A 13346-nucleotide genomic window follows, 5' to 3' on the forward strand; every position below is an offset into this window, starting at 1 on the left:
GCTCACTCCTCCTGGCCGGGCACTGCCGGCACGTCGTTCACGGGGTCCGCGGCGGGCAGGGTCCAGCGGATGCTGGTGCCCACGCCGTCGGTGTCCCCGAGCCAGATCCGACCGCCGTGGTACTCGACGATCTTCTTGCACAGCGCCAGCCCGATGCCGGTGCCGCCGTACACGTCCTTGGGGTGCAGTCGCTGGAAGATGACGAACACCCGCTCGGCGTACTGGGGGTCGATGCCGATGCCGTTGTCCCGGCACTCGAACTCCCATTCCGCGCCGACCCGCCGGGCGCTTACGCGCACCACCGGGGCGCGGTCCGGGTCGCGGAACTTCACCGCGTTGCCGACCAGGTTCTGCAACAGCTGGACCAGTAGCCCGCGCTCGCCGCTCACCGTGGGCAGGTCCTCCGCCTCGACGGTGGCACCGGCGTCCTCGATCAGACTGCCCAGGTTGTCCAGCGCGTCGTCCAGGGCACCGGACATCGCCACCTCGGTGACCTCACCACCGATTCGGCCCACCCGGGAGAAGCCGAGCAGGTCCTGGATCAGCGCCTGCATCCGCTTGGCACCGTCCACCGCGAAGCCGATGTACTGGTCCGCGCGCTCGTCGAGCTGCCCGCCATAGCGCTTCTGCAAGAGCTGGGTGAAGCTCGCGACCTTGCGCAGCGGCTCCTGCAGGTCGTGCGAGGCGACGTAGGCGAACTGCTCCAGGTCACGGTTGGACCGGCGCAGCTCCTCAGCCTGCTCGGACAGCTGCTCGTGCGCGGCGGCGACCTCCGCACGGGAGGCCTCGATCGACTGCAGCTGCTCGACCAGCCCGAGCCGCATGCGCTCGACGTCCTCGGCCAGCGCGGCGATCTCCCCCGGTCCGGTGGTCTCCACCCGGTGGTGCAGATCCCCGGAGGACACGGCACGCGTGTCCTCGGCCAGGGCGTTCAGCGGCTCAGTGATCCAGCGGCGCAGGGTCTGCCAGAGCAGGATCGCGGCGATCACCGCGGCGATGGCAAGCAGGGAGAGCGCGAGCACCACCAGTTGGGTCCAGCGCTCCAGCTCCGCATCGGCGACAGCACGGCGCTCGCGCAGCAGGTCCAGATAGTCCTGCACCGCGACCCGGGTGCGGTCGAATCCCACCTGGCCGACGGTGATCTGAACCGCGCTGACCGACGCCGGACCCTCCGCCTCGACCTGCGTGATGATCGGCTGCGCGAAGTCCTGGTCCCAGGTGGTCGCCACGTCCCAGGCGCGCTGCGCGGCCTCCTGCACCATCGGTGTGATCCGACCGGAGCGGTTCTCCGCCACCCCGGCGAAGGTGTCCAGGGCGTCGTCCACGCGCTGGTACGGCTCCAAGGTCACCTCCGACCCGGTGATCGCATAGCCGCGCACCGCGGTCTCGGCGTCCACCAGCCGGGTATAGGCGCTCTCCGCCTCGGTGATGATGGTGAAGAACCGGTCGGCGACCTGCGCCTGACGGTCGATCATCTGGTACACCGCGAAGCCGGACCCGACGACGATCAGGGCCAGGACGACGCCGCCGGTGGTCAACGCCCGCAGCAGGCGACTGCGCAGGGTGGTGATGTCTCTCACTGCGCGACCGCTCCGTCCCAGCCGAGCACGACAACGGCGGTGTCATCGACGAGTTCCCCACCGTGGAGTGCCCGCACCTCGCGCAGCACCACCTCGACCAGATCGGTCGGTGCCGCGGCCAACGCCTCGTCCACCACCGTGAGCAGCCCCTCTTTGCCGATCCGCTGCGATCCCCGCCCGGCGATGGTGGCCTCCAACACGCCGTCGGTGTACATCATCAGCCGCCACCGGTCGCCGAGGTCCAGATGCGCCGCGTCCCAGTCTCCGGTCAGCGGGATACCGAGCGCCCGTCCGCGCTGCTCGGTGGGCAGCAGGGTCGACGGTGCACCGGCCTCACCGAGCAGCAGCGGCACCGGGTGTCCGGCCAGGTAGAGGTCCACACTGCGACGGTCCGGGGCGACCCGGATCATCGAGGCGGTGGTGAAGATCTCCGGCCGGCCGCGTTCGGAGATCAACACGCGTTCCAGCAGGGGGAAAAGCTCGTCCACCGGGGTCTCGGCCAGCACCAGGGTCCGCCAAGCGGTCCGCAGCACCGCCCCGAGCGCCGCCTCGTCCGGGCCGTGCCCGCAGACATCACCAACCAGGGCCAGCACACTGCCGTCCGCCAGCTGCACCACGTCGTAGAAGTCACCGCCGAGCACTCCGGCCCGGCCCGCGCGATAGCCGACCAGGACCTCTAGCCGGGTGTCATCGATGGCCGGGCGCGGCAGCAAGGCCCGCTCAAACCGGACCGTCTCCTCGGCCTGGATTCGGGAGCGGTCGAGTTCCCGGTCGGCGGCCTGGAGCTGTCGACGCTGCACGGCATACCGGATCGAACGGCCGAGCAGCGCACCGTCGACCTCGCCCTTGACCAGGTAGTCCTGCGCACCGGCGGCCACCGCCTGCAACCCGGAGTCGGTGTCGGTGCGGCCGGTCAGCACCACCACGGCGGGGGCACCGGCCTCCAACAGCGTGCGTAGCGCGTCCATGCCGTGAGCGTCCGGCAGGCCGAGGTCGAGCAACACACAGTCAACGTCTAACCGGTCGACCGCGTCGGTCAGGGTACGGGCGCGGGCGGTCTGCACGGACAGCCCGGCGTCCTCCAGATGCTCGGCGACCAGCATCGCGTCACCGTCGTCATCCTCGACCAGCAGCAGCCTGATCAGATCAGCATCGGACGGATCGCCGAAATCGTCCGGTGGCGCAGGCCACTCCACTACGTCGGACACCAGATCACCCTTCATCGCCGTCCCCCTGCTACGGAGCCAGGGTGGGGCGATCAGCGGCAAATCGGCATAACCGACGATTCGTCCCGGTGCTGCGCAGCGTAACGGTTACGCAGGCGATGTTAACGACCGAAGTCGCCCGTGACCCGCAGAACGACATCGGTGGCCTCCGGCTCGCCGACACTCACCCGCACCCCGTCACCGGCGAACGGCCGCACCAGCACACCGGCGGCCGTCGCCTGCTGCGCGAAGCGCATCGCGTCGTCACCCAGCGGCAACCAAACAAAGTTCGCCTGCGAGTCCGGCACCTGCCACCCCTGCTCCCGCAGCCCGGTCAGCAGGCGGGTGCGCTCGGCGACGATCCGGTCCACCCGGTCCAGCAGCTCGTCGGTCGCCCGCAGCGAGGCCACCCCGGCCAACTGCGCCAGATGCGACACCCCGAAGGGCGTCGACGCGGACCGGATCCCCGCGGCCAGTCGGGCATCGGCCACCGCGAAGCCCACCCGCAACCCGGCCAGGCCGTACGCCTTGGAGAAGGTGCGCAGCAGCACCACATTCGGGTGTGCGGCCAGCACGGTCGGACCGTCGGGGGCCTGCGGGTCACGCACGAACTCCACATAGGCCTCGTCCAGCACCACCAGCACATCCGACGGGACGGCGGCCAGGAACGTCTCCAGCTCATCGGCGCGCACCGCAGGTCCGGTCGGGTTGTTCGGGGTGCAGACCAGCACCACCCGGGTCCGGTCGGTCACCGCCGCAGCCATCGCCGGCAGATCGAGCCGACCGTCGGCCTGCACCGGCACCTGCACCGACTGCGCACCGGCCAGGGTCACCGCGATGGGATACGCCTCGAAGGACCGCCACGGGTACACCACCTGGTCCCCGGCATCGCAGAACGCGGACAGGATGTGGCTCAGCACCGCCACCGACCCGGTGCCCGCCACCACCTGATCCGGCTGGACACCCAGATGCGCGGCCACTGCCTCGGTCAGCTCGGTGGCGTACATATCCGGGTAACGGTTCACATCCACCGCCCCATCCGCGATCGCCGCCACCACCGAGGGCAGCGGCGGGTACGGGTTCTCATTGGAGGAGAGCTTGAAGGCGGCCGCCCCGACCGGCACCCGAGCGCCGGGCACGTAAGGCGGCAGAGTGGACAGGGCGGGACGCAATCGCACGTGCTTCACACCCCACAGAATGGCACCATCGGGTCATGAGATTCGTCGTGCGCGTGCTGATCAGCGGTGTGGCTCTCTGGCTGGCCGAGATCCTGCTGTCCGGGATGGAGATCATCGGCGCCACCACCACCGGTGGGCGGATCGGGATCATCTTGTTGGTGGCGCTGGTGTTCGGGATCGTGAACGCCATCGTCAAGCCGATCGTGCAGGTGATCAGCATCCCGCTCTACATCCTCACCCTGGGGCTGTTCACCCTGGTGGTGAACGCCCTGATGCTGATGCTCACCGCGTGGATCACCGAGCAGACCGACTGGGGTCTGCGGATCGACTCCTTCGGCACTGCCGTGATCGGCGCGCTGATCGTGTCCGTCGTCAGCTTTGTGCTGTCGGTGCTGATCCCGGAGTCCCGCAAGGACTGACCGACTCCCGGTGGGCGGGTTCCCCCTGAACACCCGCCCACCGGGAGTCGTCATGAGGTCTGGAACGCCCGCGCCATCTCGCGCTGCTCGTCCAGCACCTCGCCGATCCGGGCCTGGACCTCGTCCATCCGCCGGATCGTGCTGCTGACCGACTCGATCCCGGCGGCCACCGCGGTGGTGTTCGCCTGGATGTCGGCCACCTGCTGCTCCACCCGGCTGGTCGCGGCGGAGGTGCCCCCGGCCAGCTCCTTCACCTCGGTGGCCACCACGGCGAATCCACGACCGGCCTGACCGGCCCGCGCCGCCTCGATGGTGGCGTTCAGGGCCAGCAGGTTGGTCTGGTCCGCGATGGTGGAGATCACCCGGATCACGTCACCCACCGCCGCCGAGGACGCCTCCAGCACCCGAACCTGGTCGGCCATCGCCGCGGTCTGGGTCACCGCCTCCTCCGCCACCGCCAACGCCTCCCCCGCGCTCTCGGACAGCCTCGCCACACTGCTCAGCAGCGCCTCGGCGGCCACCCGGTCCCGACTGGCGGCCCGCAGGATGTCCAGCCGCTGCGAGACCAGCCGCACCACATTGCGCAGCGACCCACGTCGGCTCTCACTCAGCTCGATGGTCTCGGTGGTGAAGAAGTCCATCGTGCCCACCACCTCGTCCCCGACGATCACCGGCAGGCACACCCCGGAGCGCACCCCGGCACGCTGAGCAGCGGGTGCCCGCACACAGTCGCTGAGCTCTCCGAGGTCCTTGACGAACACCAGATCACGGCTGCGCCAGGCACGACCGGCCAGCCCGACCCCCTCCGCGAAGCTCGCCGCCAGGGTGACCGCACGGAACTCCTCCCCCGCACTGCCGGACTCCACCACGAACCGCAGCACCCGCGCCTGCCGGTCCACCGCCCAGTACGACCCGTACTCCCAGCCGAACTCCTCCCGGACGGTGTCCAGGGCGGTGCGCAGCGCAGTCTCCTCGTCGTGGCACGCGCCGACCTTGGTCACCGAGGTGGTCACGGCGCGCTGGTCCAAAGCGACCTGCTCGATCTCCCGGGCGGCATGCCGGGCAGTCAACGCCTGCGACACGGTGCGCGCCAGGATGTCCAGCACCGCCACCTGTTCCGGGCCCTCACCGCGCCGGTCCCGGGACAGCAACTCGATCACCGCGATCACCTGCCCGTCCCGCCACAGCGGCATCGTCATCGCCCCGCGCGCACCGGCGGACAGGAAGACCTCGCCCCGGGCGCAGTTCGGCGGGTGCTCCTGCAGATCGGCCACCGGCAGCACACTGTCCTGCTGCCAGGCCAGGCCGCACAGCCCCACCCCCTGGGGCATCGAGAACGAGGGCGACATTCGGGTCAGCTCGGCGGACAGCTCCCCGCACTGCTCACCGAACACCAGCACCCCGCGCGCGGCATCCCGCCGCCACAGCGACGCGTAGTCAAAGCCCAGACCAATCCGGATCACGTCCAACAGTGCGCGGGTGCCGCTGGTCGACGCCTGACGTTCCAGGGTGCGCACCACCTCGTCGAGGGCGCGCAATTCCCGGCCCACATCCGTGCCCTGGTCAAGCGCTTTCCCGGCATCCGCCCGCCGGGTCAGAAGACCCACCATCTCGACATCCCCCCAGGTGTGCTGTGTCGTGCTGATCGACTCTCGGAGAGGCAGTCTGAGGAATCTGGGGGAAATCGTCCGTTCGTCCGGTCGTGGAAGGATGCGGGCATGCCACAGGAGTCCCCCGCGCCCCGCGTCAGCCTCGCGTCGGTCACCCCGGCCCTTGCCCTCGGCCCGCTGGACGGCCGGTACCGCCCCACCGTCGCCCCGCTGGTCGACCACCTGTCCGAGGGGGCGCTGAACCGGGAGCGGATCCACGTCGAGGTCGAGTGGCTGATCCACCTGACCACGCACCAGGTGGTGCCCGGTGCCCCCGTGCTCAGCGACGACGAGCGGGCCTACCTACGCGCGGTGGTCACGGACTTCGGGGCAGCGGAGATCGCCGAGCTGGCCGAGATCGAGCGCACCACCGTGCACGACGTGAAGGCAGTGGAGTACTTCCTCAAGCGGCGACTGGTCGCAGCGGAGGGCACCGCACTGCCCGCCCTCGGCGAGCTGGTGCACTTCTGCTGCACCAGCGAGGACATCAACAACCTGTCCTACGCGCTGATGGTGCAGGGCGCGGTCCGTCAGGTGTGGCTGCCTGCCGCCAGCGCCCTGGTCGACCAGGTGGCCGAGCTGGCCCGCGAGCACGCTGAGGTGCCGATGCTGGCGCTCACCCACGGCCAGCCCGCCACCCCGACCACCCTCGGCAAGGAGCTGGCGGTGCTGGCCCACCGGCTGGGTCGGCAGCTGCGCCGGATCGAGCACGCCGAATACCTGGGCAAGCTCAACGGGGCGACCGGCACCTACGGCGCGCATGTGGTCGCGGTGCCGGGCGCGGACTGGCCGGAGGTGTCCCGGACGTTCGTGGAGCACCTGGGCCTGACCTGGAACCCGCTGACCACCCAGATCGAGTCGCACGACTGGCAGGCCGAGCTCTACGCAGACATCGCCCGGTTCAACCGAGTGCTGCACAACCTGGCCACTGACGTGTGGACCTACATCTCCCGCGGGGTGTTCGTGCAGATCCCGGTGGCCGGTGCGACCGGATCGTCGACCATGCCGCACAAGGTGAACCCGATCCGGTTCGAGAACGCCGAGGCCAACCTGGAGCTGTCCTGCGCGCTGTTGGACACCCTGTCCGCGACGCTGGTCACCAGCCGGTTGCAGCGTGACCTCACCGACTCCACCACCCAGCGGAACATCGGCCCGGCCTTCGGGCACTCACTGCTCGCGGTGGACAACGTGCGGCGCGGACTGGCGGCGCTGTCGGTGAACCACGAGCTGCTGGCCGCCGAGCTGGACCAGAACTGGGAGGTGCTCGGCGAGCCGGTGCAGTCCGCCATGCGCGCCGCCGCGGTGGCCGGGGTGACCGGGATGGAGAACCCCTACGAGCGGCTCAAGGAGCTGACCCGGGGTCGTCGACTCACCGCGGCGGACATGCGGGAGTTCATCGCCGGACTGGGGTTGCCGGAGGAGGTCGCAGCCCGGCTGGCCGAGCTGACCCCGGGGAGCTACACCGGGCTGGCGGCGGAGCTGGTCGGTCGACTGGAGCGCTGAACGCGGTCGGGCTCAGCCCAGAACCGCTGCCCCCGCGCCCGCCCCGCTGACCAGGGACGGCACGTCGATCGCCGCCAACTCCGCCAACCCGGCGGCGTAGGTCGCGGTGTCCCCGACCCGGGCGGCGGTGCGGGCCCGGACGGTGGGCTTGTGCAGGGCAGTGCGGACCCGGCGACGCAGCGCCCGGGCGGACCCTGGGGACAGGGCGGCGCTGACCGTGGCCAACTCGCCCATCACCCGGCGACGCTCGGCCACCACCGGCGGGTCCCAGTCCCGGGTGCGCAGATCCGCCTCGAAGGTCCGGACCTCCTGGGCGACGATCCGACGGGCGGCCACCACGGTGTCCGAGGTGCCCTCCGGGGCGTGCTCCGCAACGGTGGCCAGACCGACCAGGGTCACACCGGGCAGGGTGCCGACCTCCGGGTCGACATCGTGCTGCAACGCCAGGTCGACCACGGCTAGCGGACCGGCGGTGGCCCGGCGCACGGTGTCGGCGTCCAGCAGCGACCCAGCCGCACCGGAACAGGCGACCACCAGATCAATCCCGGCCAGCGCCCCGGCCAGGTCACTGGTGGCGGCATCCACCCCGCGGTCGGCGGCGAACTGCCCGGCCCGGCCGCTGGCGGAGTAGACGGTGATGTCGGTGCAGCCCCGGGCCTTGACCGCCGCGAGGCTGGCCCCAGCGTAGGAGCCGGTGCCGATCAGCAGGCAGCGCACCGTGGACCAGTCCGGCAGCGTGGGCTCGACCAGATCGAGCGCCACCCCGACCACGGAGCGTCCCGCCGCACCGAGTCCGGTCTGCGAGCCCACCGTGCGGGAGGTGCGCGACGCGGCCTGGAACAGCCCTTCCAGTGCGGAGGTGGTGGTGCCGTCCCGGCGGGCGGAGGTCAGCGCGCGACGCACCTGCCCGGCGATCTCCCGCTCCCCCACCACCATGGACTCCAGCCCGGAGGCGACGGAGAACAGGTGCTCGGCCACTGCGGTCCCGGCGACCGGGCTGAGCACCTCGGCGACCCGCTCGGTGGGATATCCGGAGCGCTCGGCGACCACCCGGGTGGCAGCGGCAGCAGCCCCGTCGACCACCTCCGGATCGGCGGTGTCGTCGACATCCAGGTACAGCTCGAACCGGTTGCAGGTCGCCAGGACCACTGCACCGGAGATGGGCGCGAGTCCACTCACGACGTCCCGACCCACCGCATGCGCGTCAGCGGACAGCCGCTCCAGCACGGACAGATCGAGGTCGTGATGGCTCGCCGCCAGGGAGAGCAGCACCACGGCTACGATTGAATCACTCCAGGAAAGGACCGGACCAATCTCCGCGCTGTCGACTCCGTCACGTCCCCTGCCCAGCCTCCCCGACGGGACCGGGCTGCCCTCGACCCATCCGCTGGTTGACGGCCGGACCGCCACCTCCCCCCTGATCGACGCCTACCGCGCGCGCACGCCGCGTCGTCGTCCGGTCTGGTTCATGCGTCAGGCCGGGCGCTCACTGCCGGAGTACCGGGAGTCCCGCGCTGGCACCGCGATGCTGGAGGCCTGCCTGACCCCGCCGCTGGCCGCGGAGATCACCCTGCAACCGGTGCGCCGACACGACGTCGACGCCGGGATCTTCTTCTCCGACATCGTGGTGCCGTTGAAGCTGGCCGGGGTGGACGTGCGGATCGAACCCGGGGTCGGCCCGGTGTTCGGCACCGCCCACCGCACCGCCGCCGAGGTGGACCGGCTGGTGACCGAACACCCCGCGGAGTCCCTGGACGAGGACGCCCTGGCACCAATCACCGAGGCGGTGCGACTCACGGTCGCCGAGCTGGGGTCGACCCCGCTGATCGGGTTCGCTGGGGCACCGTTCACGTTGGCGGCGTACCTGGTCGAGGGCCGACCCTCCCGCGATCACCTGGCGGCGCGCGCGCTGATGCACGGTGACCCGCAGACCTGGGCCCGGCTGACCGCGTGGGCGGCGGATGTCGCGGGCCGGTTCCTGCGGGCACAGGTGCTGGCCGGGGCGAGTGCGGTGCAGCTCTTCGACTCCTGGGCCGGGTCGCTGTCGCTGGACAACTACCTGCGCTCGGTGGCTCCGGCCTCGCACCGGACACTGAGCCACGTCGCCGACCTGGGGGTGCCGCGGGTGCACTTCGGCACCGGGACCGGTGAGCTGCTGGCCGCGATGCGCGATGTCGGTGCCGACGTGGTCGGGGTGGACGACCGGATCGCGCTGGACGAGGCGGTCCGCCGGCTGGATGGTCGGGTGCCGGTGCAGGGCAACATCGACCCCGCGCTGCTGGCCGCACCGTGGCCGGTGCTGGAGGCGCACGTCCGCGATGTCGTCGCCCGCGGCGCGGTCGCCCCGGGTCACGTGGTGAACCTGGGCCACGGGGTGCCGCCCACCACCGATCCGGATGTCCTCACCCGGGTCGTCTCGCTGATCCACAGCATCGAGGACTGACAGGCCCTGGGTCCCTCCCGACCGGCGCACCGACGCGGGAGAGTGGCCCGGGCTCCTCGACGATGACGACGCGGGGTGCATGGCACGAGAGGGAGCACGCAGATGACGCAGACCGCCGATGACTGGGACGCGATCGTGGTCGGGGGCGGGGTGGCCGGACTGGTCGCCGCCCGTGATCTGGCGCAGAGCGGACTGCGCACCGTGGTGCTGGAGGGCTGGCGGAGCCCGGGCGGGCTGGTGGGTCGCCATGAGGTCGACGGGCTGATGCTGGACGCCGGGGCGGAGTCCTTCGCCACCCGCGGCGGTGTGGTGGCGGATCTGGCCGGTGAACTCGGGCTGACCGGCCGCGTCGTCCACCCGGAGCCCTACGGGGCCTGGGTGCGACTGCCCCGGGGCGCCGGTCCGCTGCCCCGCACCGGGCTGTTGGGCATCCCGGCACATCCCTTCGCCGCCGACGTACGCCGCACTCTAGGCTGGGCCGGGTCGCTGCGCGCCGCGATGGACCGGGTGCTGCCCGCACGTCACGGTCTGCGGCCCGCGGGTGAGGTGACCACGCTGGGCGACCTGGTGCGCGCCCGGATGGGGCGTCGGGTGCTGGACCGTCTGGTGCGGCCGGTGGTCGCCGGGGTGCATGCCGCCGAGCCGGACTCGATCGCCGCCGATGCGGTCGCCCCCGGACTGGTCGCCGCCGTCCGCACCGAGGGCGCGCTGAGTGCGGCTGTCCGCGCACTGCGGGCGAATGCCCCCGCCGGGTCCGCGGTGAACAGCCTGGCGGGTGGGCTGCATGTGCTGGTCGACGCCCTGGCCGAGGATCTGCGCCTCAACGGCGGCGAGCTGCGCTGCGAGTCCACAGTGACCGGGGTGCGGCGGGCCGCCGGTGCCGCACGGTTCCGGGTGCAGACCGCCGCGGGCACGTTGACCGCACCGCGTCTGGTGGTGGCCACCCCCGCTGCCACCGACCTGCTGACCGACGTGGCACCGGAGCTGGCCGGGCTGCACACCGACCCCGGGGCGGACATCGTGCTGGCCACCCTGGTGCTGAACGCCCCGGAGCTGGACGATCACCCGCGCGGAACCGGCGTGCTGGTCGCCAAGGACGTGCCCGGTATCCAGGCCAAGGCCCTGACCCATGCCACCGCCAAGTGGGGCTGGCTGGCGCGCGCCGCCGGGCCGGGACGGCATGTGGTGCGACTGTCCTACGGCCGCGCCGGTGAGGGTGCCCCCGCGGTCCCTGCCGACCTGGACGGCCTGACCGATCTGGCGCTGCGCGACGCGAGCGCGATCCTCGGCGTGCCGCTGGACCGCTCCGCGCTGCGCGCCTCGGCCCGGGTGACCTGGCGTCAAGGGCTGCCGGTGCCCAGCGCCGCACACCGGGAGACCGTGCGCCGAGTCCGGGCCGCCGTGGTGCAGGTGCCGGGTCTGGCAGTGGCCGGTGCCTGGGTGGCCGGGAACGGTCTGGCGTCGGTGATCCCGGATGCCCGACAGGCCGCCGCGGACCTCACCGAGCTGCCCGACCCGGGCCCGGCAGCGGCTTCGACAAGGAGCAGCCGGTGACCGAGACTGGCGTCATGCCCCCCTCGCTCCGGGTCGGAACCCGTGCGTCCCAGCTCGCCCTCACCCAGACCGGCCATGTGGCGGACGCCCTGACCCGGTTGGGTGCCGGGCCGCATGAGCTGGTGCGCATCCGCACCGACGGAGATCGCCTCACCGGGTCGCTGACCAGCCTGGGCGGCACCGGAGTGTTCGTCACCGCGCTGCGTGACGCCCTGCTGGGCGACCGCTGCGATGTCGCGGTGCACTCCTTCAAGGACCTGCCCACCGCCGCCGCTGACGGCCTGGTGATCGCCGCCGTGCCGCCGCGCGAGGACCCGCGCGATGCGCTGTGTGCCCGGGACGGTCTGACCCTGGCCACCCTGCCGGAGGGGGCGAGCGTCGGCACCGGCTCCCCGCGTCGCGCCGCGCAGCTGCTCGCCGCCCGACCGGACCTGCGGGTGGTCGACATCCGCGGGAATGTCGACACCCGGTTGGCCAGGGCGCTGGGCGAGGCCGCCGATCTGGACGCCGTGGTGCTGGCCCGCGCCGGACTGTCCCGACTGGGACGACTGGACGCGATCAGCGAGGCGCTGCCGATGGATGTGATGGTCCCCGCCCCGGCGCAGGGCGCACTGGCGGTGGAGGTGCGGGCCGAGGTGCTCGGCTCGGACACCCCGCTGGCCCGGGCGCTGGCAGCACTGGACGACCCGGCTGCGCGGCTGGCGGCGCTGGCGGAGCGGGCGCTGTTGGCCCGGTTGGAGGCCGGGTGTGCCGCGCCGGTGGGTGCGCACGCTCAGGTGGTCGACGGCGGACCGGGCACGGCCTCGGTCGACGACGGAACTGCGCGCCAGTTGGAGCTGGACACCGTCGTCCTGCGCACCGACGGCACCGCGCAGCTGCGGGAGTCGGGCCGCGTCCGACTCACCGGCGACGTCGTCACTGACACCGCCGAGGCCACCGCCCTGGGCGAGCGCCTGGCAGACCGGCTGCTGGCCGACGGGGCCGCCGAGCTCGCGGAGTTGGGCGCATGACCCTCGACACCGGCCTGGTCCCCGCCCCGCAGGGACCGCTCACCGGGCTGCGCGTGCTGGTGCCCCGCGCCACCGAAGGCCCGGACCCGTTGCTGATCGCCCTGCTCGCTGCGGGTGCCACCCCGCAGGTGGTGCCGCTGATCCAGACCGTGCCGCCGGAGGACCCGACCGAGCTGGACGACACCCTGCTGGCTGTCCAGGCCGGGTACTACGGCTGGGTCGGGATCACCAGCGCCGCCGCCGTGCCGGTGCTGGCCGACCGCGCGGAGGAGACCGGACTGGATCTGCCCGAGCTGCTGTCCGCGGTGCGGGTCGCCGCGGTCGGAGGCACCACCGCCCGGGCACTGCGCTCCGCCGGGGTGCGCGTGGACGTCGTGCCCACCGGGCAGTCGTCGGCGCGGACCCTGCTGCGGGTGTGGCCCCCGGTCGACTCCCAGCCCGAGCCGCGCCGGGTGCTGCTGCCGCTGGGCGACCTGGCGGCGGACACCCTGGCTGAGGGACTGCGCGGGCACGGCTGGGCGGTGGACGTGGTGACGACCTACCGCACCGTGCCGGGTCCGATGCCCGAGCCGGAGACCCGCACCACCTGGGCGGACGGTGGATTCGACGCCGTGCTGCTCACCTCGGGCAGCACCGCCCGCAACCTGGTCGACCTGCTCGGCGCACCCGCGGCCGACACCCGGATCGTCTGCATCGGCGACTCCACCGCTGCCGAGGCCACCCGGGTCGGCCTGCCGGTGACCGCCATCGCCACGGAACAGTCACCCAGTGGCCTGGTCACCGCACTGATCGACGCCCTCTGAGG

The 13346-nt window shown here is 72.2% G+C and carries 11 protein-coding genes; 6 read left to right on the forward strand and 5 right to left on the reverse strand.

The features are described 5' to 3' along the window. Positions 1-2: 2 nt before the first annotated feature. The 3 genes from AB0N78_RS13030 to hisC form a co-directional block, all read right to left on the reverse strand. Positions 3-1580, reverse strand: a complete 1578-nt coding sequence (locus tag AB0N78_RS13030) for an ATP-binding protein (protein ID WP_363390834.1) — start codon at positions 1578-1580, stop codon at positions 3-5. Continuing rightward, positions 1577-2788 carry a fused response regulator/phosphatase gene (locus AB0N78_RS13035; RefSeq protein ID WP_363390836.1) on the reverse strand — a complete coding sequence of 404 codons (1212 nt, stop codon included), beginning with the start codon at positions 2786-2788 and terminating at the stop codon, positions 1577-1579. Before AB0N78_RS13035 ends, AB0N78_RS13030 begins: the two co-directional genes overlap by 4 nt. A gap of 119 nt (positions 2789-2907) precedes the next feature. Then, positions 2908-3972 carry a histidinol-phosphate transaminase gene (gene hisC / locus AB0N78_RS13040; RefSeq protein ID WP_363390838.1) on the reverse strand — a complete coding sequence of 355 codons (1065 nt, stop codon included), beginning with the start codon at positions 3970-3972 and terminating at the stop codon, positions 2908-2910. Between the two features lie 26 nt (positions 3973-3998). Here hisC and AB0N78_RS13045 point away from each other — a divergent pair, with 26 nt between their 5' ends. Next, the gene (locus tag AB0N78_RS13045; RefSeq protein WP_363390841.1) at positions 3999-4382 is read left to right on the forward strand and encodes a phage holin family protein; all 384 of its coding nucleotides are present in this window, start codon (positions 3999-4001) and stop codon (positions 4380-4382) included. A gap of 50 nt (positions 4383-4432) precedes the next feature. Here the strand turns inward: AB0N78_RS13045 and AB0N78_RS13050 are convergent, their stop codons facing one another. Further along, positions 4433-5992 carry a GAF domain-containing protein gene (locus AB0N78_RS13050; protein ID WP_363390844.1) on the reverse strand — a complete coding sequence of 520 codons (1560 nt, stop codon included), beginning with the start codon at positions 5990-5992 and terminating at the stop codon, positions 4433-4435. A gap of 108 nt (positions 5993-6100) precedes the next feature. On the opposite strand from AB0N78_RS13050, the gene purB reads away from it, so the two are divergent. Continuing rightward, positions 6101-7534 (forward strand): adenylosuccinate lyase, encoded by a 1434-nt coding sequence (gene purB, locus AB0N78_RS13055; RefSeq protein WP_363390847.1) that lies wholly within the window; start codon positions 6101-6103, stop codon positions 7532-7534. 12 nt (positions 7535-7546) lie between these two features. Here purB and AB0N78_RS13060 read toward each other — a convergent pair whose 3' ends face one another. After that, complete coding sequence (locus tag AB0N78_RS13060) at positions 7547-8809, reverse strand: glutamyl-tRNA reductase (RefSeq protein ID WP_363390850.1); 1263 nt, start codon at positions 8807-8809, stop codon at positions 7547-7549. A 67-nt stretch (positions 8810-8876) separates the two neighbouring features. Here AB0N78_RS13060 and hemE point away from each other — a divergent pair, with 67 nt between their 5' ends. The 4 genes from hemE to AB0N78_RS13080 all read left to right on the forward strand — a co-directional run bounded on the left by hemE (position 8877) and on the right by AB0N78_RS13080 (position 13344). Further along, positions 8877-9977 (forward strand): uroporphyrinogen decarboxylase, encoded by a 1101-nt coding sequence (gene hemE / locus AB0N78_RS13065; protein ID WP_363391479.1) that lies wholly within the window; start codon positions 8877-8879, stop codon positions 9975-9977. A gap of 102 nt (positions 9978-10079) precedes the next feature. Beyond that, entirely contained in the window at positions 10080-11531 is a 1452-nt protein-coding gene (locus tag AB0N78_RS13070) for an FAD-dependent oxidoreductase (protein WP_363390853.1), read from the forward strand. Between the two features lie 14 nt (positions 11532-11545). Beyond that, positions 11546-12541 carry a hydroxymethylbilane synthase gene (gene hemC / locus AB0N78_RS13075; protein ID WP_363390856.1) on the forward strand — a complete coding sequence of 332 codons (996 nt, stop codon included), beginning with the start codon at positions 11546-11548 and terminating at the stop codon, positions 12539-12541. Beyond that, a complete protein-coding gene (locus AB0N78_RS13080; RefSeq protein WP_363390859.1) occupies positions 12538-13344 on the forward strand; it encodes a uroporphyrinogen-III synthase in 807 nt (268 codons plus the stop codon). The genes hemC and AB0N78_RS13080 overlap by 4 nt, the downstream gene beginning before the upstream one ends. The last annotated feature ends 2 nt before the right edge of the window (positions 13345-13346 follow it).

The sequence above is a fragment of the Cellulomonas sp. NPDC089187 genome (assembly GCF_040685135.1).
In the GTDB taxonomy this organism is placed as follows: Bacteria; Actinomycetota; Actinomycetes; order Actinomycetales; family Cellulomonadaceae; genus Cellulomonas.

Coding starts and splice junctions, on each gene's coding strand:
- AB0N78_RS13045 (WP_363390841.1), top strand. CDS start 3,999: ATGAGATTCGTCGTGCGCGTGCTGATCAGCGGTGTGGCTCTCTGGCTG.
- AB0N78_RS13050 (WP_363390844.1), bottom strand. CDS start 5,992: ATGGTGGGTCTTCTGACCCGGCGGGCGGATGCCGGGAAAGCGCTTGAC.
- purB (WP_363390847.1), top strand. CDS start 6,101: ATGCCACAGGAGTCCCCCGCGCCCCGCGTCAGCCTCGCGTCGGTCACC.
- AB0N78_RS13070 (WP_363390853.1), top strand. CDS start 10,080: ATGACGCAGACCGCCGATGACTGGGACGCGATCGTGGTCGGGGGCGGG.
- hemC (WP_363390856.1), top strand. CDS start 11,546: ATGCCCCCCTCGCTCCGGGTCGGAACCCGTGCGTCCCAGCTCGCCCTC.
- AB0N78_RS13080 (WP_363390859.1), top strand. CDS start 12,538: ATGACCCTCGACACCGGCCTGGTCCCCGCCCCGCAGGGACCGCTCACC.